At 64.8% G+C, this 17,940-nt stretch carries 16 protein-coding genes, 1 rRNA gene and 1 riboswitch (1 of these 18 cut by a window edge); of the genes, 2 read left to right on the plus strand and 15 right to left on the minus strand.

What is annotated here, in order from left to right:
- Nucleotides 1–15: 15 nt before the first annotated feature.
- Both ASR47_RS13970 and ASR47_RS13975 read right to left on the minus strand, forming a co-directional pair.
- Complete coding sequence (locus ASR47_RS13970) at nt 16–1,212, minus strand: type II secretion system F family protein (protein ID WP_065308379.1); 1,197 nt, start codon at nt 1,210–1,212, stop codon at nt 16–18.
- Between the two features lie 74 nt (nt 1,213–1,286).
- A complete protein-coding gene (locus ASR47_RS13975; RefSeq protein ID WP_065308380.1) occupies nt 1,287–2,777 on the minus strand; it encodes a DHA2 family efflux MFS transporter permease subunit in 1,491 nt (496 codons plus the stop codon).
- A 215-nt stretch (nt 2,778–2,992) separates the two neighbouring features.
- On the opposite strand from ASR47_RS13975, the gene ASR47_RS13980 reads away from it, so the two are divergent.
- Complete coding sequence (locus ASR47_RS13980; protein ID WP_065308381.1) at nt 2,993–4,186, plus strand: hypothetical protein; 1,194 nt, start codon at nt 2,993–2,995, stop codon at nt 4,184–4,186.
- Nucleotides 4,187–4,293: 107 nt separating this feature from the next.
- On the opposite strand, the gene ASR47_RS13985 is transcribed toward ASR47_RS13980, so the two are convergent.
- The 13 genes from ASR47_RS13985 to cobT all read right to left on the minus strand — a co-directional run bounded on the left by ASR47_RS13985 (nt 4,294) and on the right by cobT (nt 17,163).
- Nucleotides 4,294–5,748 (minus strand): cobyric acid synthase, encoded by a 1,455-nt coding sequence (locus ASR47_RS13985; RefSeq protein WP_065308382.1) that lies wholly within the window; start codon nt 5,746–5,748, stop codon nt 4,294–4,296.
- Entirely contained in the window at nt 5,745–6,542 is a 798-nt protein-coding gene (locus ASR47_RS13990; RefSeq protein ID WP_065308383.1) for an ABC transporter substrate-binding protein, read from the minus strand. Before ASR47_RS13990 ends, ASR47_RS13985 begins: the two co-directional genes overlap by 4 nt.
- The gene (locus ASR47_RS13995; RefSeq protein ID WP_065308384.1) at nt 6,539–7,447 is read right to left on the minus strand and encodes a cobalamin-binding protein; all 909 of its coding nucleotides are present in this window, start codon (nt 7,445–7,447) and stop codon (nt 6,539–6,541) included. The genes ASR47_RS13990 and ASR47_RS13995 overlap by 4 nt, the downstream gene beginning before the upstream one ends.
- Entirely contained in the window at nt 7,444–8,436 is a 993-nt protein-coding gene (gene cobD / locus ASR47_RS14000) for a threonine-phosphate decarboxylase CobD (RefSeq protein ID WP_065308385.1), read from the minus strand. The genes ASR47_RS13995 and cobD overlap by 4 nt, the downstream gene beginning before the upstream one ends.
- 4 nt (nt 8,437–8,440) lie before the next feature.
- A complete protein-coding gene (gene cbiB / locus ASR47_RS14005) occupies nt 8,441–9,394 on the minus strand; it encodes an adenosylcobinamide-phosphate synthase CbiB (RefSeq protein WP_065308386.1) in 954 nt (317 codons plus the stop codon).
- Nucleotides 9,388–9,954, minus strand: a complete 567-nt coding sequence (gene cobU, locus ASR47_RS14010; RefSeq protein WP_065308387.1) for a bifunctional adenosylcobinamide kinase/adenosylcobinamide-phosphate guanylyltransferase — start codon at nt 9,952–9,954, stop codon at nt 9,388–9,390. The genes cbiB and cobU overlap by 7 nt, the downstream gene beginning before the upstream one ends.
- Before the next feature lie 7 nt (nt 9,955–9,961).
- The gene (cobO, locus tag ASR47_RS14015) at nt 9,962–10,606 is read right to left on the minus strand and encodes a cob(I)yrinic acid a,c-diamide adenosyltransferase (protein ID WP_065308388.1); all 645 of its coding nucleotides are present in this window, start codon (nt 10,604–10,606) and stop codon (nt 9,962–9,964) included.
- Between the two features lies 1 nt (nt 10,607).
- Nucleotides 10,608–11,375 (minus strand): ABC transporter ATP-binding protein, encoded by a 768-nt coding sequence (locus tag ASR47_RS14020; protein ID WP_065308389.1) that lies wholly within the window; start codon nt 11,373–11,375, stop codon nt 10,608–10,610.
- 7 nt (nt 11,376–11,382) lie between these two features.
- Nucleotides 11,383–12,408 (minus strand): FecCD family ABC transporter permease, encoded by a 1,026-nt coding sequence (locus ASR47_RS14025; protein WP_065308390.1) that lies wholly within the window; start codon nt 12,406–12,408, stop codon nt 11,383–11,385.
- Nucleotides 12,409–12,494: 86 nt separating this feature from the next.
- A complete protein-coding gene (locus ASR47_RS14030) occupies nt 12,495–14,366 on the minus strand; it encodes a TonB-dependent receptor domain-containing protein (RefSeq protein WP_065308391.1) in 1,872 nt (623 codons plus the stop codon).
- A 135-nt stretch (nt 14,367–14,501) separates the two neighbouring features.
- A riboswitch (cobalamin riboswitch) is annotated at nt 14,502–14,736 on the minus strand.
- A 17-nt stretch (nt 14,737–14,753) separates the two neighbouring features.
- Nucleotides 14,754–15,335: a histidine phosphatase family protein gene (locus ASR47_RS14035; protein WP_065308392.1), complete on the minus strand. Its 582-nt coding sequence runs from the start codon at nt 15,333–15,335 to the stop codon at nt 14,754–14,756.
- Between the two features lie 3 nt (nt 15,336–15,338).
- The gene (locus ASR47_RS14040; RefSeq protein WP_065308393.1) at nt 15,339–16,124 is read right to left on the minus strand and encodes an adenosylcobinamide-GDP ribazoletransferase; all 786 of its coding nucleotides are present in this window, start codon (nt 16,122–16,124) and stop codon (nt 15,339–15,341) included.
- A gap of 1 nt (nt 16,125) precedes the next feature.
- A complete protein-coding gene (gene cobT, locus ASR47_RS14045) occupies nt 16,126–17,163 on the minus strand; it encodes a nicotinate-nucleotide--dimethylbenzimidazole phosphoribosyltransferase (RefSeq protein ID WP_065308394.1) in 1,038 nt (345 codons plus the stop codon).
- A 463-nt stretch (nt 17,164–17,626) separates the two neighbouring features.
- Here cobT and ASR47_RS14050 point away from each other — a divergent pair.
- Nucleotides 17,627–17,940: ribosomal RNA gene (locus ASR47_RS14050) — 16S ribosomal RNA — on the plus strand; it runs 1,217 nt beyond the window's last position.

A 17,940-nucleotide genomic window follows, 5' to 3' on the forward strand; every position in this document is an offset into this window, starting at 1 on the left:
CCTGCACCCGGCTCGTCACATCACCGCGCCCAGCCTGAAAATCGGCAAATACAGGGCGATCACCAGGCCGCCCACCAGCACCCCCAGCACCACCATCAGCGCCGGCTCCAGCAGGGAGGTGAGGACGGTGACGGTGGCGTCGATCTCCGCTTCGATGATGTCGGCCGCGCGCGCGAGCATGGCGTCGAGCGCGCCGGATTCTTCGCCGATCAGGGCCAGTTGCGTGAGCAACTCGGGAAACACGCCGCTGTGTCCCATGGCCAGCGCCAGGCTGCCGCCGGCGCGGATCTCGCGTTCGATACGGCTCGTCGCTTCCTGGTAGGCGATATTGCCGGCGGCGGCGCCGACCAGGGCCAGCGCATCGAGCAGCGGCACGCCGGCGGCGTACATGGCGGCCAGGGTGCGGGTCCAGCGGGCGATCGCCGCGCGCCGCAGCAGCGGGCCGAACAGGGGAATGCGCAGCGCTTGCAACTGTACTGCACGGCGCAAGCGTGGCCAGCGGCGCCAGGCCAGGCGCAGCAGCAGCGTGCAAGCCGCCAGCGCGGCCAGCAGCCAGTACCACGACTGCACCAGCAGGCGCGACAGTTCCATCACCAGCAAGGTCGGCAGGGGCAGCGGCGCGGCGAAGCTGTCGAATACTTGCCGGAAGGCCGGCACCACCACGGCGAGGATAATCGACGTGACGACGATGGCGACGGCCACGATGGCCGAGGGATACATCAGCGCGCCGCGCAGCTGGCGGCGCAGGGCGATGGCTTTTTCCTGGTGCGTGGCCAGCCGCGCCAGCAATTGCTGCACGATGCCGGCCTGTTCGCCGGCTGCGACCAGGTTGCAATACAGTTCGTCAAACAGGTGGGGGAACTGGCGGAACGCTTGCTGCAGGCTGCCGCCCGCTTCGATATCGTGGCGCAAATCCTGCATCAGCTGGGTCATGGCCGGCTTGGCGTGGCCCTTGCCGGCGATCTCGAAAGCGGTCAGCAGCGGCACGCCGGCGCCCATCATGGTGGCCAGCTGGCGTGTAAACAGGGCAATATCTTTTTGCGTGAGGGCTTTGCCGGGCGCGGCGCGCCGATGTTGCACGCGCGTGGCCAGGATGCCCTGGCGGCGCAAGGCCAGGGTGGCGGCTGCCGCATCGGTGGCGCGCAGCATGCCTGCCACCGGCTTGCCGTGGCGATCCTTGCCTTCCCATGCGAACCGCCGCTCGACTGCCATGTGCGCCTCCCGGAACACAGTAGCACTGGTGCACTTGGCGCCGCCAGCGCGGCGCTACAAAGGCTTGAGGCCGCTCAGTGCCTGCCGGTTTGCGCCGCCGTCTGCACTTCCGTCTGGACCACGGCCTTGGCCTGGACCTCTTCCGCGTCCGCGTCGTCCTCATCGCTATCGCTGCCCTTGCTGATGCTTTCGCCATCGCTGCGGCGCAAGGTCCAGAAGGTCAGCGACGACAGGATCGTTACCACCGCCAGGGTCAGAAACGCATGGTGCAGGGCGCTGGTCAGCATGACGCGGTTCGACTGCGGCATGTCGCCCAGATACCAGCCGGTGATCAGCGAGCCGAACGCGAGGCCAAAGCTCATCGACAGTTGCTGCATCGAACTGGCAATCGTGCTGGCCATGCTCGAATCGCTCTTGTCGACATCGGCGTAGGCGATGGTGTTCATGCTGGAAAACTGCAGCGAATTGAAAAAGCCCAGGCACAGGCTGATGGCGACGATCACGTACAAGGGCGTGCCGGCGCTCACCAGTGAAAACATGGCGATGGTCACGCCGATCAGCACTGTGTTGACGATCAGCACCTGGCGGTAGCCGAAGCGCGCCAGCACGCGCGCGGAAATGAATTTCATGCCCATCGCGGCGGCCGCCGACGGCATCATCAGCAGGCCCGACTGCCAGGCCGGCAAGCCCAGGCCCAGCTGGTACAGCAGCGGCAGCAAAAAGGGCAGGCCGCCGACGCCGAGCCGCGTGACAAAGCCGCCCAGCACCGAGACGCGGAAGGTGCGTACCTTGAACAGCGCCAGGCGCAGCAGCGGGTGCAGCACTTCGCTTGCATGCCAGGCATAGGCCGCCAGCAGGCTGATGGAAATAAACAGCAGCACGGCAAACGAGGTGGGGTCGATACGGTGTTCGCCAAACACTTCCAGCAGCCACGACAGCAGTGCGATGCCGGTGCCGAACAGCACCAGGCCGATCAGGTCCAGCGGGCGCGGTTTGTCGCCATAGTAGTCGGGCATGTAGCGGTGCGCCAGGTACAGCGCCATCAGGCCGACCGGCACGTTGACGAAGAAAATCTCGCGCCACGACAGCCAGTACACGATCAGCCCGCCCACGGTGGGTCCGAGCAAGGGGCCGATCAGGGCCGGGATAATCACGAAATTCATTGCCGCCAGCAATTGCGACTTGGGAAAGGTGCGGATAATGGTCAGCCGGCCGACCGGCATCATCATCGCCGCACCCACCCCTTGCAGCAGGCGCGAGGCCACCAGCATCGGTGCGTTGACGGACAGGCCGCACAGGATGGAGGCGATCGTGAAAATGGCGACGGCGGCGGAAAACACGCGCCGCGTGCCGAAGCGGTCGGCCATCCAGCCGCTGATCGGGATGCACACGGCCAGGCTCAGAATATAGCTGGTGACGACCGCTTTCAGGCTCAGCGGAGTCACATTGAGGCTGGCGGCCATGCTGGGAATGGCGGTATTGACGATGGTGGAGTCGAGCTGCTCCATGAAGAGGGCGGTGGCGACGACCCACGGAAGATAGCTTTTAACGGCGGATGTGGACATGGATGCAAAACCTGAGGAGGGTGTGGAACGGAGCCGGCAGTATGCAGATTGTCACATAAATGGCGCAGGCGCGCCCGCAGCTTGCATGCCCTGCCATGGCCGCCGTTTCAAGTCCATGGAACATTTGTTCCATGGTAATCGTTGCTCGCCTTGGCTAGCATGGCCGTTGCCATCGCGGCCATTGCATGCCGCGTCACCCTCTCCTGGAAAACACTATGAAAAATGCCATCTCCATCGTCCTGCTGGGCGCGGCCTTGTCCGCGTGCGGCGGCGGCAGCGATCACGACAATACGCCTGCCGCACCAGTCACACCACCGGTGGTGGTGACGCCGCCCGTGGTTACCCCACCCGTCGTTACCCCACCGGTCACGACACCGGCCACCGATGCCGTGACACTGGCGTCGCAAGCGGTCGCCGCCCAGGCCGGCCTGGCCGTGATCGCCGGCGCCAATGCCGACGAGACGGTCTACGACGTGGCCGCCGATATCGGCGACACCTGGCGCATCACGTTTGACAACGCCAGGAAAACCTTCAGCGTCAAGGTCCTGTCGACGCAGTTCGGCCTGGTCGATCGCAGCGGCAGCTATACCGCCGTTAGCAGCGGCAATATCACCAGCTATACCGGAACCGACCTGAACCTCACCGTCGATGCGCGCACGCGCTTGCTGACGGGCACGGTGAAGTTGGGCAGCATGAGCTCGAACGTCAGCGGCAGCGGCTATGCCGCCACCGATGTCGCCAAGCTGGCCGGCAACTACATCTTCCTGGGCGCCATGCGCAACGCCTCGAACGGCGGCAGCCGCTTCAACCCGAAGGGCAGCCTGAAGGTGGCAGCCGATGGCAGCGCGCAACTGTGCAATGGCGGCGTGTTCAATACCCAGGGCGTGTGCACGGCGGTCTCGCCGCAGCTGGCGGCGGAAAACGCCAGCCTGACCTTGGTGCGTGACGCGGCGCGCGGTTTGATCATCGCCCGCCAGGGCCAGCAGGATTTCGGCATCGTCCACGTGCATGCGGGCGACCGGGGGCTGGCGCTGTTCATCGACCGCTACGGCCGCAACGACGAGAACGTGCTGCGCGTGGGCACCATCGTGGCGGCCAAGCAGCAAAAGATCGGCACCGAAATCGCCGGCAGCTACGCCTGCGCGGCGTCCGGCATCAGCGGCAAAATCGTGGTGGCCGGCAGCACTGCGACCATCACCAACAACACCGCCGGCAAGACGCACCTTGAGACCATCACCATCAACAAGCTGGGCCTGGGCGCGCAAGCGGCCGACTTCGATGGCATCGCCGTGTTCAAGGACCCGGCCGACGTGCCCGCCGATTATTCGATGTTCATGCCGGTGTCGTCGAGCATGGCGGTCGAGTATTCCACCGACCGCACGTACATGGGGACGTGCCTCAAGAATTGAGTGGCAGCTTGTCGGATTACGCGGCTTCGCCGCTAATCCGACCTGCGGCGCCTACGCGTTTTACGCAGGTCGGGTTAGGTCCGAAGGACCGTAACCCGACAACACCATCAGCGTGGCAACCTTTCCAGCGCGGCCATCAAAGGGATGGCCGCGTCGGCAATGCGTTCCAGGCTCGCTTCGCGCAGCGCAGCGGTATCGACCACATGGCCAGACTCCAGCCCGGCCCAGCGCAGCAGCGCCGAGCAGGCATCGGGCGTGTCGAACATGCCGTGCAAATAGCTGCCCAGGATTTGCCCGTCGCCGGACACCGCCCCTTCCGGCCTGCCATCGATCACAAAGGCTGGCGCATCGAGCGCCGCGCCGTGCGATACGCCCATATGGATTTCATAGCCGGCCACGCCGGCGTTGCCGGCGCCGGCAAACGCGCACTGGCCTGCCACTTGCACCAGCCGCTTGTCCGCCGTCAGTTCGGTCGTCATGTCGAGCAGGCCCAGTGCGGCGGACTCGCCCGCCGCGCCCTCCACGCCGAGCGGATCATTCACGCTGACGCCCAGCATCTGGAAGCCGCCGCAGATGCCGATCACCTTGCCGCCATAGCGCAGATGCTTTGCCAGGTAGGCGGGCCAGCCTTGGTGCCGCAGCCATGCCAGGTCGCCGCGCGTGTTCTTGCTGCCGGGCAGTATCACCAGGTCGGCCGGCGGTATCGGCTGGCCCTGTTTGATAAAGCGCAGGTCGACGCCCGGATGGGCGCGCAGGGCATCGAAATCCGTATGGTTGCTGATGCGCGGCAGTTGCGGCACCACCACGGTAAAGGCGCCGCGTTCGGCCTGCATCGATTCCACCGCGTCTTCCGCGTCGAGGAACAATCCTTGCAAGTAGGGCAGCACGGCCAGCACCGGTTTGCCGGTCTGCCGCTCCAGCCAGTCCACCCCCGGTTGCAGCAGCGAGATATCGCCGCGAAAACGGTTGATGACGAAGCCGGCGATGCGCGCGCGTTCGCTGTCCGACAAACATGCCAGCGTGCCGATGATGTGGGCGAACACGCCGCCGCGGTCGATATCGGCGACCAGGATCACCGGGCAGTCGACGGCTTCGGCAAACCCCATGTTGGCGATATCGCGCGCGCGCAGATTGACTTCGGCCGGGCTGCCCGCGCCTTCGACGATCACGGCCTGGTACTGCTGGCGCAATCTGCCATACGATTCGAGCACCGCGCCCATGGCGATGGTCTTGTATTGCTGGTAGTCGCGTGCGTCCATCTCGGCGCGTACCTTGCCGTGGATAATCACTTGTGCGCCCGTGTTCGACGACGGTTTGAGGAGCACCGGATTCATGTCCGTATGCGGCGCGATGCCGCAAGCCATGGCCTGCAGCGCCTGCGCGCGGCCGATCTCGCCGCCGTCGGCAGTCACGGCGCTATTGAGCGCCATATTCTGCGGCTTGAACGGGGCGACGGTGACGCCGCGCCGTTTCAGCAGCCGGCACAGGGCGGCGACGATGGTGCTCTTGCCGGCGTCCGAGGTCGTGCCCTGCACCATCAATGTGTGGAAGGAGACCGTCATGCCTGCGCCGCCTGCCACAGTGCGACGATATCGCTGATCTGGCGCAGCCCTTCGGTAATCGCCGCCGGGCCTGGCGACAGAATATCGGGCGACTTGATCTCGAACAGCATGCCGTTTTGCACGGCGGGAATCGTGTCCCACTGCGGACGCGCCGCCAACTGCGCGGGCTGGAATTTCTTGCCGCACCAGCTGGCGACGATGATGTCGGGCGCGCGCCGTACCACCGCCAAAGGGTCGGCGAGTATGCGTTCCTTGGCACCGGGCTGTGCGGACAATTCAGGAAATGCGTCGACGCCGCCGGCCAGTTCGATCAGTTCCGCCGCCCAGCCGATGCCGCTCATCAGGGGATCGTTCCATTCTTCGAAATAGATCACGGGTTTGCGCGTCCAGGCCGCCGCACGCTGCTGCGCCCGCGCGATATCGTCGCGCAGGCTGGCGATCAGGGCGCGGCCGGCTTCCTCGCGTTGCACCAGCGCGGCCAGCACGGCGATCATGCGCAAGATGCCCTCGACCGTGCGCTGGTTGAACTGGTGCACTTCCACGCCGGCCTTGACCAGGTCGCGGCAGATATCGGCCTGCATGTCGCAAAAGCCGATCACCAGGTCCGGCCGCACGGCCAGGATGCGCTCCAGGCTGGACGAGGAAAAGCCGCTGATCTTGGTTTTTTCGTCGCGCGCGCGCGGCGGGCGCACGGTGAAGCCCGAGATGCCGGCGACGTACGCTTCGGCGCCGAGCGCATACAGGGTTTCCACCGCCTCCGTCGACAGGCAGGCGATGCGCTGGTAGTGACTCACTTCGCCGCCTTCACCGCCGGGGCAGCGCGGTGCTGGCGGGCCAGCTCGAGCTTTTCGCACAGGGCGGCGGCGCCGTCGACCATGCGCGGGCCGGCCCGGTTCAGCAGGTCGCCATTGAGGCGGAACAGGTTGTTGCCGCGCACCGCCGCCAAGGACGGAAACGCGCGCCACATGGCCAGGCCCCCTTCGCTGTCGGCGTCGCTCTTTTCGCTGGTGGCAAAAATCGCTTCCGGATTTTCCTGCAGCACGCCTTCGGGGGTGACGACCGGCGCCACGATCTTCATCGCCGCAAACACATTCTGGCCGCCGCACACGCGCATGGCGTCGCTGATGATGCTGGCGCCACTGATGGTGTACAGCGGCTTGTCCCACACCTGGTAGAACAGGCGCACGGGCGGGCGCTGCGCATACCGGGCCGTCAAACTGGCCAGTTTTGCGCGCAATTGCGCGGCGGCCGGCGCGGCCACTTTTTCGGTACCCATCAGCTGGCCCAGGCGTTCCATGTTATTCGGGATATCGGCCAGTTTTTTCGGATCGCTGTGATAGATCGGCACCTTCAGCTGGCGCAGCATGGCGATCTGGCGCTCGGCGCTGCCATGCATCCAGATCACGATCAGGTCCGGCTTCATGGCGATAATGCGTTCCATGTCGTACTGGCGGTTGTCGCCCACTTGCGCAATTTTTTTTGCCGCTTCCGGATAGTCGCTGTAGCTGACCACGCCGGCAATCCTGTCGCCGCCGCCGGCCGCAAACAGCAGCTCGGTGATATGCGGCGCCAGCGCCAGGATGCGCTGCGCCGGCCTGGCGACGGTGACGGCATTGCCATCGTCGTCGCGCACGGTGATGGCGGCGTGCGCCGGCAAGGCCAGCAGGGTGGCCAGCAGTGTCGTCGTAACGTGTTTCATGTGTTTTCCTTGTTCCATGCAATCAGTGCCTGTTCCAGCTGTCGCCAGGCCGGTTCATCGGGCGGCAGTCCCAGGCGGATGCCGCGCGCCGCGTGGCGAAACAGCCGCACCCAGATGCCGCGTGCGGCCATATGGCGGTGAAAGTCTTCGGCGCGTGCTGCCGGCCACCATTGAAACAGCGCGCAGCCACTGCTGTCCATGCCGTGCGACGCCAGCAACTGGCGCAGCCGCGCGCCTTCGGTTTGCAGGCGCGCGCGCATGGCCTGCTGCCACGGCGTATCGCGCAAGGCCGCCAGCGCCACCTGCTGCGCCGGACCGCTGACGGTCCACGGTCCCAGCATGGCGGCCAGCTTGGCCAGCAGCGCGGGATGGGCGGCCACGAAACCGAGGCGCAAGCCGGCCAGGCCAAAGAACTTGCCGACCGAGCGCAGGACGATCAGGCCGGCCTGACCGGTATGGATGCCGAGGCTGGCCGCATCCTCGGTATCGCCAAACGCCTCGTCGACCACCAGCCAGCCGCCGCGTATCGCCAGTTTTTCAGCCCATGCCAGAAGTATTTCCGGCGCGATGCGCGCACCGGTCGGGTTGTTCGGATTGCAGACCACCAGCACCTCGCAGTGGTCGACGGCATTGTCCAGTTCCGGGTACGGCACCTGCCGCAACTGGTGGCCATGCTGGCCCCAGTGGTGCGCGTGTTCGGCGTAGGACGGCGCGGCGACCACCACACGGCCAGGCGCGCGCAAGCGGGGCAGGGCCTGGATGGCGGCCTGGGTGCCGGCCACCGGCAGCATGGCCGGTGCGCCGTAATATGCACAGGCGGAGTCCACCAGCGCGGGATCGGCCTCTGGCAAGCGGTGCCAGGCATTCGGGGCGTTTTCCGGCACCGGATACCAGTGCGGATTGATGCCGGTCGACAGATCGATCCACTGCGCCAGTGGCCGGCCGTGCATGCGCGCGGCCTCGCGCAGATTGCCGCCATGCTCAAGCAAATGTTCAGGCAAATGAGATCCCTCGCAGATAAAACAGGCCGGCGGCTAGCGCCACCCAGATCAGCCACAGCGCGGTGGTTTCCATCACCAGGCGCCAGGCGCGGTCGATATCGTGGGCGGCAGCCGGGTGGCCACTGCCCAGTGGCGGGCGCCGTTCCAGTTCGCCATCGTAGACAGCGTCGCCACCCAGGGCCAGTCCCAGGCTGCCGGCGCCGCTGGCCATCACCGGCCCCGCGTTCGGGCTGCCCCAGTTGGGTGCCTGCGTGCGCCAGCAATGCCAGGCGCGCCGTTTGTCGGCCATGGTTTTGCCCAGCATCACATACGACAGCGCCGTCAGGCGCGCCGGCAGGTAATTGAGCACATCGTCGATGCGCGCGGCGCAGCAGCCGAACCAGTCGTAGCGCGGCGTGCGGTAGCCCCACATGGCGTCCAGGGTATTGGCCAGCCGGAAGAACACGGCGCCAGGTCCGCCGGCAATCGCAAACCAGAACAGGGTGCCGAAGACGGCGTCGTTGCCGTTTTCCAGCAGGGATTCGGTGCTGGCCTTGGCCAGGCTGGCGGCGTCGGCATTCGCCGTGTCGCGGCTGACGATGCGCGCCGTCAGCAGGCGCGCGGTGTGCAGGTCGCCGGCGGCCAGCGCGGCGGCGATCGGCTGGTTATGGTCGCGCAGGCTGCGCAGCCCCAGGCACAGGTACAGCAGGAAGACATGCAGCACGGCGCCGGCCAGGCCGCACAAGTACCATGCGGCGTACGTGATCGGCAGCACGGCCAGCAGCCAGCCCAGAATTCCGCGTACGAAGCGGGCGCGGCCCCGGTTCAGCAGGTGTTCGAGGGCGCCGGCCAGGCGGCCAAAACCGACCAGCGGATGCAAGCGCCGCGTCTCGCCCAGCAGCAAGTCAAACAGCACGCCGGCCGTCAGCAGGCCGGCCAGCATGGGCAGCGAAAAGCCGCTCAGCATGGGCCGCCTTTCAAGTGCAAGGGCAGGCCGGCGGCCACGAATACGGCGCGCTGGCAGAGGGCGGCGACCGCCTGGTTCAGGCGGCCCGCTTCATCGGTAAAGCTGCGCGAGATGGCGCCGTAGGGCACGATGCCCATGCCCACCTCATTCGACACCAGCACAATGTCGCAATCGCTGTCTTGCAGCTCTTCCAGCGCGTACAGAAAATGTGCGCGTTCGCTGTGAAACAGTTCGGGCAGGACGATATCGCCCACCTCCGCATACTGCTCGCCCGACGAAAACATCAGATTGGAGAGCCACAGGGTCAGGCAGTCGACCAGCAGCAGCCGGCCCGGCTGCGCCTGCGCCAGCAGCGCCGCACCGAGGCGCAGCGGTTCTTCCAGCGTCGGCCAGGTAGCCGGGCGCTGGGCGCGGTGATGAGCGATGCGTGTCGCCATCTCGCCGTCGCCGGCCTGCGCGGTGGCCAGATACTGCACCTCTCTGCCCGAGTCGCGGGCCAGTTGCTCGGCGTACGCGCTCTTGCCCGAGCGCGCGCCGCCAAAGACCAGGGTCCGTGTCATGCGGACGTCACCATTCCGTACCGGCCTGCGCGCCGATGCCGGCCGCATACGCATGCTTGACCACCGCCATCTCGGTGACGGTGTCGGCAATCGCGATCAGTTCCTCGGGCGCGCCGCGCCCGGTGATCACCACGTGCTGCATGGCGGGGCGCTCGAGCAGGTCGGCGATCACCTTGTGCACGTCCAGGTAGTTGTACTTGAGGGCTATATTGAGTTCATCGAACAGCACCAGGCCGTAGCTGGGATCGGTCAGGAAGGTCTTGGCCTGTTCCCACGCCAGTTCGGCTTTTTCGATATCGCGTTCGCGGTTCTGGGTTTCCCAGGTATAGCCTTCGCCCATCGCATGAAAGCTGACTTCCTCGGGAAAGCGGCGCAGGAATTTTTCTTCGCCGGTCGACATCGCGCCCTTGATGAACTGCACCACGCCCACCTTCATGCCGTGGCCCATGGCGCGGATCGCCATGCCGAAGCCGCTCGAGCTCTTGCCCTTGCCATTGCCGGTGTTGACGATAATGATGCCGATTTCCTTGTCGGCCTTGGCGATCGCCGCGTCGATAATGGCTTTCTTGCGCTCCATGCGCACGCGGTGGCGTTCGTTTATCGCAGCGGTATTGGCGGCGGTGTCGTCGTTGATTGGGGTGTTGTCGCTCATGTCAGTCCTCTTTCGGTATGAATATCTTGCGGTTGCCGTGTTCGATGATTTCGATCGGGTGGCCCAGGTAGTCGCCCAGGATGGACGCCTGCATCACCTCGGCCACCGGGCCGGCGCGCCAGCCGCCGTCGCCCATCAGCAGCAGCGCATGGCTCGACACGCCATGCGCCAGATTCAGGTCATGGCCTACCATCACCACGGTTTTTTCCTGTTCGCGGCACAGGCGCGACAGCAGTGCCATCACGCTGACCTGATGCGCCAGGTCCAGCGCATTGGCCGGCTCGTCCAGTAATAATATGGGCGTGTCCTGCGCCAGCATGGCGGCGATCGCCACGCGCTGGCGCTCGCCGCCGGACAGGCTGCGCACGTCGCGTTCGGCCAGGTGCGCCACTTCCATCGATGCCAGTGATGCCAGGGCGATCTGCTGGTCGTCGCTGCCTTCCCAGTAATGGTTGTCGTGATACGGGTGGCGCGCCGACAGCACGGTTTCGATCACGCGGTACGAAAAAGCATCATGGCGCGCCTGCGCCAGGAAGGCGCGTGCGCGCGCCAGTTCCGTCAGCGGCCAGTCGACCAGGGCGCGGCCCTGCAGCGTGACGTGGCCGGAGTCGGGTTCGCGCAGGCCGGCCAGGGTGCGCAGCAGGGTGCTTTTGCCGGCGCCGTTGCGCCCGATAATGCTCCAGCATTCGCCTGCGCCGATGCGCCAGTTCAGGTTGGACAGCAAGGTGCGTGCGCCGGCGTCAAGGCCCAGTTGGTAGGTGCGTATCATCAATGCCTTATTTGCGGCGCAGCCGGTGCAGCTGGTACAGGAACACGGGCGCGCCGACCAGGGCGGTGACCACGCCGACCGGCAGTTGCAGCGGCGCCAGCACGGTGCGCGCCAGGGTGTCGGCCAGTACCAGAAAGGTGCCGCCGGCCAGCGCGGCGGCGGGAATGAGCACGCGATGGTCGGGGCCGCAGGCAAATCGCAGCGCGTGCGGCACGATCAGGCCAACAAAACCCACGCTGCCGGCGCTGGTGACGGCGCTGGCCGTCAGCAGACCGGAGCAGAAAAACAGGCCCTTGCGCAGTGCGCCCACGCGCACGCCCAGGGTGCTGGCAGCTTCCGCGTGCAGCGCCATGACGTTGAGCGAACGGGCGCTGCGCAGCGCAAACACCATGGCGCCGGCCAGTACCAGCCACGGCATCAAACGCGCCGGCGCGCCGGACAAATCGCCGATCATCCAGAACACCATGCTGCGCAGGCGGCTTTCGGGCGCGATCGACAGCATCAGCGACACCAGGGCCATGCAGGCCGATGACAGGATCACCCCCGTCAGCAGCAACAGCGAGGCGCCGCCTTCGGCCGCCGTGCCAGCGCGCAGGTCGCGCCGGGCAAACAGGTACAACAGCATGGACACGCCGACGGCGCCGGCAAAGGCGGACGCATCGACCACCCACAGGGAACACATGAACAGCAGCGCGGCCAGCGCGCCGACGGAGGCGCCGGCGGACAGGCCCAGCACATAAGGGTCGGCCAGGGGGTTGCGCAGCAGCGCCTGCATCATCACGCCGGCCAGCGACAGCGCGGCGCCAGTGACAAAGGCGGTCAGCGCGCGGCCGAGGCGCAAATCGAGCAGGGTGGCGGCCAGGGTATCGGTCTGGCCCTGGGCCAGATGGAACAGGGCGGACGGCAGGTCGGCGAGCGGGATCGCGATCGAACCGGTCATGCCGGAGAAAACCAGGCTGGCAACCGCGCACACGAAGAGCGTCGTGAGGATCACCGTCGCGCGGTGGCGCATGTTGCGGAAAAATGGGTGCATTGACTGCCTTAAAAGCGGGGACTGCGGAACTGCACTGCGGGCGATGACGATAGCGTCACCGCCCGCAGCTTACCTCAACGAGGTGTTTACTTCATGCCGTAGCGTACGCCGACGAAGAATTTCGAGCCCGGGGTCGCGTAGAAGCGCGCCAGTTCGTAGTCCTTGCCGGCGATATTGTTCCAGCGCGCCAGGACCGACCAGTCAGGATTGAACTGGTAGGTGGCGTACAGGTTGACCAGGCCATAGCCGCCCAGGATGGTGGTGTTGGCGGCGTTCTCAAAACGCTTGCCCGACAGCTGCCATTCGGCGCCGGTGGTCAGGGCGCCCAGGCTGTAGTCGGCGGCGAAGCTGGCGTGACGCTTGGCGCGGCGGACCAGTTGCTTGTCCTTGGTCTCATCGCGCGGGTCCTGCAGGTCGATGTTCGCTTGCACATTGAAGTCGCCGAACTTGCGGCTGCCGGCGATGGTCAGGCCTTCGAGCAGCGCCTTGTTGACGTTGTAGGCGCAGCCGAAGGTGCCGGTGAAGGTCGGGTCCGGGCAAGGCGTGGTGTTGACCAGCAGGTCGGTGATCTTGTTGTGGTAGTAGTTGGCGCTCAGTTTGGACACGCCATCGTCATAGCGCAGGCCGATTTCAGCGTTGCGGCCACGTTCCGGCTGGTTCGTCGCCAGGCCGTATCCAGGGTAGTACAGCTCATTGAAGGTCGGTGCGCGGAAGCTGGTGCCGTAGCTGGCGGTGGCGCGCAGGGCGTTGGTGAAGCGGTAGCCGTAGGCGATGCTGCCGGTGTTGTGGTTGCCGAAAGCCGAGCTGTCGTCACGACGGCCGCTGATGCTGGCCAGGTGCGCGCCGCGTACCAGGTTGTACGATACCGCGAAGGACTTGGTGTTGCGCCCGCCCGTCACTTCCGGCGTGCTGCTCGAGGTCACGTCTTCGTCGCGGTAGCCGGCCAGCAGTTGCAGGTTGTCGCGGCCGATGCGGATATCATTCTGCCAGGTCAGGTCGGTCTGCTTGGTATCGATCTGGCTCTTGCCCCACGATGCGGCGGCGCTGTCGTCGCCGGACTTGTCGCGCGCTTCCGCGTAGCGCAGTTCGCTGGTCCAGTTGGGCAGGAATTCGTTGCGCGTAAATACCGAGATATTTTCCAGTTTCTGGTTGCTGCGCGCATCGTAGCCAGGGCCGGCATCGTATTGCGCTTCCAGCTTGCTGTTCAAAAACGCCATGCCCACCTGGTGGCCCTTGGCCATCTGGTAGCCGATCTGGCCGCTGACGTTTTCCTTGTCGTAGCCGTCCTTGTCAGGATTGTAGGTGAACGACGAGGCGCCCAGTTTCGAGGCCGAGTAGCCGCTTGATTTTTCCTTGCCCGCTGCCAGCGAGTAGCTGAAGCTGTTGTAGCCGCCGGTGGCGCCCGATACCTGTGCCTCGACCTGGCGCGTATTGTTGCTGCCGTAGCCGGCCGCGGCCGAGAAGCGCGCAGGACCATCGCCCTTCTTGGTGAAAATCTGGATCACGCCGCCCATGGCGTCGGCGCCATACATGGTGCTCAATGGGCCGTAGACGATTTCAATATGGTCGATGCTCGACAGGGGCAGGGCGCTCCAGTTGGCCGTACCGAGGGTGGACGAGCCGATGCGCACGCCATCGACCAGCACGATATTCTGGTTGCTGTTGGCGCCGCGGATAAAGACCGATGCCGCCGTACCAGGGCCGCCGTTGCGTGCCACTTCGATGCCGCGCTGTTTTTGCAGCAGGTCGACCACCGAGCTGGCGCCCGAACGCGCGATGTCTTCCGAGCTGATGGTTTGCGCGTCGCTCAGTACTTCGCTCAGGTGCTGCGGATAGCGGTTGGCGGTGACGACGACTGGATCGAAGGTATCGGTGGTCGCTTGTGCAAAAGCGGAAGGCGCAGCAATGGCTAGCGCGAGCGACGTCAGGGCCGCGTGGCGGGAAACAGCAAGGGTCATGATAATTTTCAGTAAGTAAGAAGCAACCAGCCGACGTCCCCGTAGGCCAGATTGAACAGAAGTACGGAACTGAGGATGACGATCGAAGGCGGCCTGATGGACTGGCCAGCCGGATACGCGAACATCCCCGTTCACACACTTCCACCTGTTCTGGCCGGTATCCGGGCTGCAAGCGAGGCTGTCCTACCTTCCCATGCCGTCATCGGCACAGTGGTTGTCAGGGACAGCTTGTCGGGCGCTTTCGAGTCGAAAGCGGCGACACTTGTTTACCGTTGCGGGGGCAGCACACGTTGGCCTTGGCTCGGCATCGTGTTTCCCGTTTAACTGCGTTCATGACATGAACGCGGGCACCAAAACCCCGCCATTATACGTGCAGCCGGGCCGGACTCAAACGGCCGGCGTGACTATTGGTCGCTGAAAATCGAGCGCCAAGACCGCGCCGTAGGCGATTTTGTGTGCGCTGGTAGCGGCCAGCAGAGCCGTTTCCATCAATGGCAGGCCGGCCTGCAGCGCCGACAGCAGGCGCATGGTGCCGGCATGGCAAATGATGATGACGGCCGCGTGTTGTTCGCGCAACAGTTCATCGAGAAACGCTGCCACGCGGGCGGCCATCGCCAGCACATTCTCGCCGCCGCCCGGCCGGTACTGCGCCAGATCCAGCGCCCAGGCGTCGATCGCGTCACGGTCGATATCGTGCCAGGCGCGCAGTTCCCAGTCGCCGAAATCCATCTCCATCAGGCGCGCATCGTGCGTGTAGTAGCTGGCCTGCAGGTCGCCCGCCAGCTGCGACGCGAGATCCGCACAGCGCGACAAGGGGCTGGTATACAAAGGAATATTGGCTGGCAGGCTGGCGCGCAGTCCGGCACGCGCCGCCGCCAGAATATGTGGCGCGACAGCAACATCGCTGCTGCCATAGCAGATGCCGCTGGCCACATCGGGCTGCGGATGGCGCACCAGTATCAGTCGCATGGCTCAGTAAAACCGCAGGGCCGGCTGGAACCTCGACACGATGGCCAGGTAGATCGCCACCTCCGCCACCTGCTGCACCGCGCCCAGGCAGTCGCCCGTATAGCCTTGCAGGCGGCGCTGGCATTTGCGGCCCAGGAACCAGGTGCTGGCGGTGGCCGCCAGCACGGCCAGCACCAGCGCGCTCCAGTCGACAACACCCAGCATGCCGCACACGCTGGCCGGCAACAGGGCGCAGACGGCGGCAATCACGAATTCCCCGGTGCTCATCGCCTGCGCCATCGGCTTGGACTTGCCTTCGTCGCGCGCGTAGTCCATGGTCCAGATCAGCGACACCGCCGCCAGGCGCGACAGCGGGTGGGCAATCAGCAAAGCGGCCACCACCGTTGCCGGCGGCAGCGATACCAGCGCCGCAGCCTTGATCGCCAGCAGGCAGACGATGCCGATCGCGCCGTAGGCGCCGATGCGCGAGTCCTTCATGATGTCCAGCGTCCGCTCGCGCGTGAGGCCACCACCGAAGCCGTCGCACATGTCGGCAAAGCCGTCTTCATGGAAGGCGCCTGTCAGATAGATGCCGGCGGCGATCGCCAGCAGTACGGCCACATGCGACGGCAGCAGCCAGCTTGCCGCCATATAGAGCGCGGCGCAAAGGCCGGCCACCACCACGCCCACCAGCGGAAAGTAGCGCGATGACTGCTGCAGCCACTCGGGCTGGTAGCCGACCCAGCGCGGAATCGGCAAACGCGTAAAGAACTGCAGCGCGGTAAAGAACAGGCGGACTTGATGCAGCATCTCAGTGCGCCGACTTTTCGCTGACCTGGGCCGAGCCGAAAGTCGCCATTTGATCGAGGAAATTGACGGCCGCATGCAGCAGCGGCAGGGCCAGCGCGCTACCCGTTCCTTCGCCCAGGCGCAGGTCGAGCTGCAGCAGCGGGCGCGCATCCAGGCTGGCCAGCAACTGGCGGTGACCGTTTTCATCGGAGCAGTGCGCAAAGACGCAATAGTCGAGTATGGCCGGCTGCAAACGCGCCGCCACCAGCAGCGCGCTGCTGACGATAAAGCCGTCGATCAGCAAGACCATGCGCCGTTCGGCCGCTTTGAGCATGGCGCCGGCCATCATGGCGATTTCAAAGCCGCCAAAGGTGGCGAGCACATCGAGCGGTTCGATTGCGCCCGCATGTTTGGCCACTGCCGCTTCGATCACGCGCTGCTTGTGCAAGACACCGTCCGCGGACAAGCCCGTGCCGGCGCCCACGCACTTCGCCACCGGCGTGCCGGTCAGCTTGTGCATCAGCGCGGCGGCGGCGGTGGTATTGCCGATGCCCATTTCGCCAAAGCCCAGCACATTGCCTTGCAGTGTATCGACCAGATCCATGCCGGCCTGCATGGCGGACGCGCACTCCTGCGCCGTCATCGCTGGCTCTGCGGCGAAATTGCGGGTGCCCGGCCCTTGCTTGCGGTCGAGCAAACCGTCGCGCGGGCCGAATGCATGCTTCACGCCCGCATCCACTATATATAAGGCGCAGTTGTTCTGGCGTGCAAACACATTGATGGCGGCGCCATTGGCCAGGAAGTTCTCCACCATCTGCCAGGTCACGTCCTGTGGATAGGCCGAGATGCCTTCCGCGACCACGCCATGGTCGGCGGCGAACACGATAATCGCCGGCCCGGTTATTGCCGGCTGCGTGCTTTGCTGGATCAGGCCGATCTGGCGCGCCAGGGTTTCCAGGTGCCCCAGGCTGCCCAGCGGCTTGGTCTTGTGATTGATGAGATGGTCTAGCTCGCCCGCCAGGCTGGTGTTGGCGGTGACGGGGATGTACGAAATTGGCATGGTATTCAAGGCTCATGAGGTGCGAAGATGCTGGCCTTACGATATCACACGGCAATATTCGGCAAGACCAAAAATAGTGCTTGCAGGCCTGTCAGGGCAGCGCTATAATTCGCCCCCTCGCTGAACGATGCATGCAAATGCTGAGTAAGGCAGGGAAAAAAGAAGGTTGACGAATTAGCCGAAACGCTTCATACTCTTCCTTCTTCGCAGCTGACAAACACAACGCTTTGTCGATAGCGCGAAACGCAGTACCGAATACCGTTCTTTAACAATTAACAGTCGATAAGTGTGGGCATTTGATGAAGTGCAGCGTCGATCTTCGGATTGACGTAAAACTTAAAATATCAAATGTTCACAAGAAATAATGAAATAGGACGCTACGAAAGTAGTGGCCTGTCAGTTTTTTGAGTGAGCGACCCGTCAGCAATGACGGTGCCAATAAAATGGCAAAGTAACAGAGATTAAACTGAAGAGTTTGATCCTGGCTCAGATTGAACGCTGGCGGCATGCCTTACACATGCAAGTCGAACGGCAGCACGGAGCTTGCTCTGGTGGCGAGTGGCGAACGGGTGAGTAATATATCGGAACGTACCCTGGAGTGGGGGATAACGTAGCGAAAGTTACGCTAATACCGCATACGATCTAAGGATGAAAGTGGGGGATCGCAAGACCTCATGCTCGTGGAGCGGCCGATATCTGATTAGCTAGTTGGTAGGGTAAAAGCCTACCAAGGCATCGATCAGTAGCTGGTCTGAGAGGACGACCAGCCACACTGGA

The sequence above is a fragment of the Janthinobacterium psychrotolerans genome, assembly GCF_001677885.1.
In the GTDB taxonomy this organism is placed as follows: domain Bacteria; phylum Pseudomonadota; class Gammaproteobacteria; order Burkholderiales; family Burkholderiaceae_D; genus Janthinobacterium; species Janthinobacterium psychrotolerans.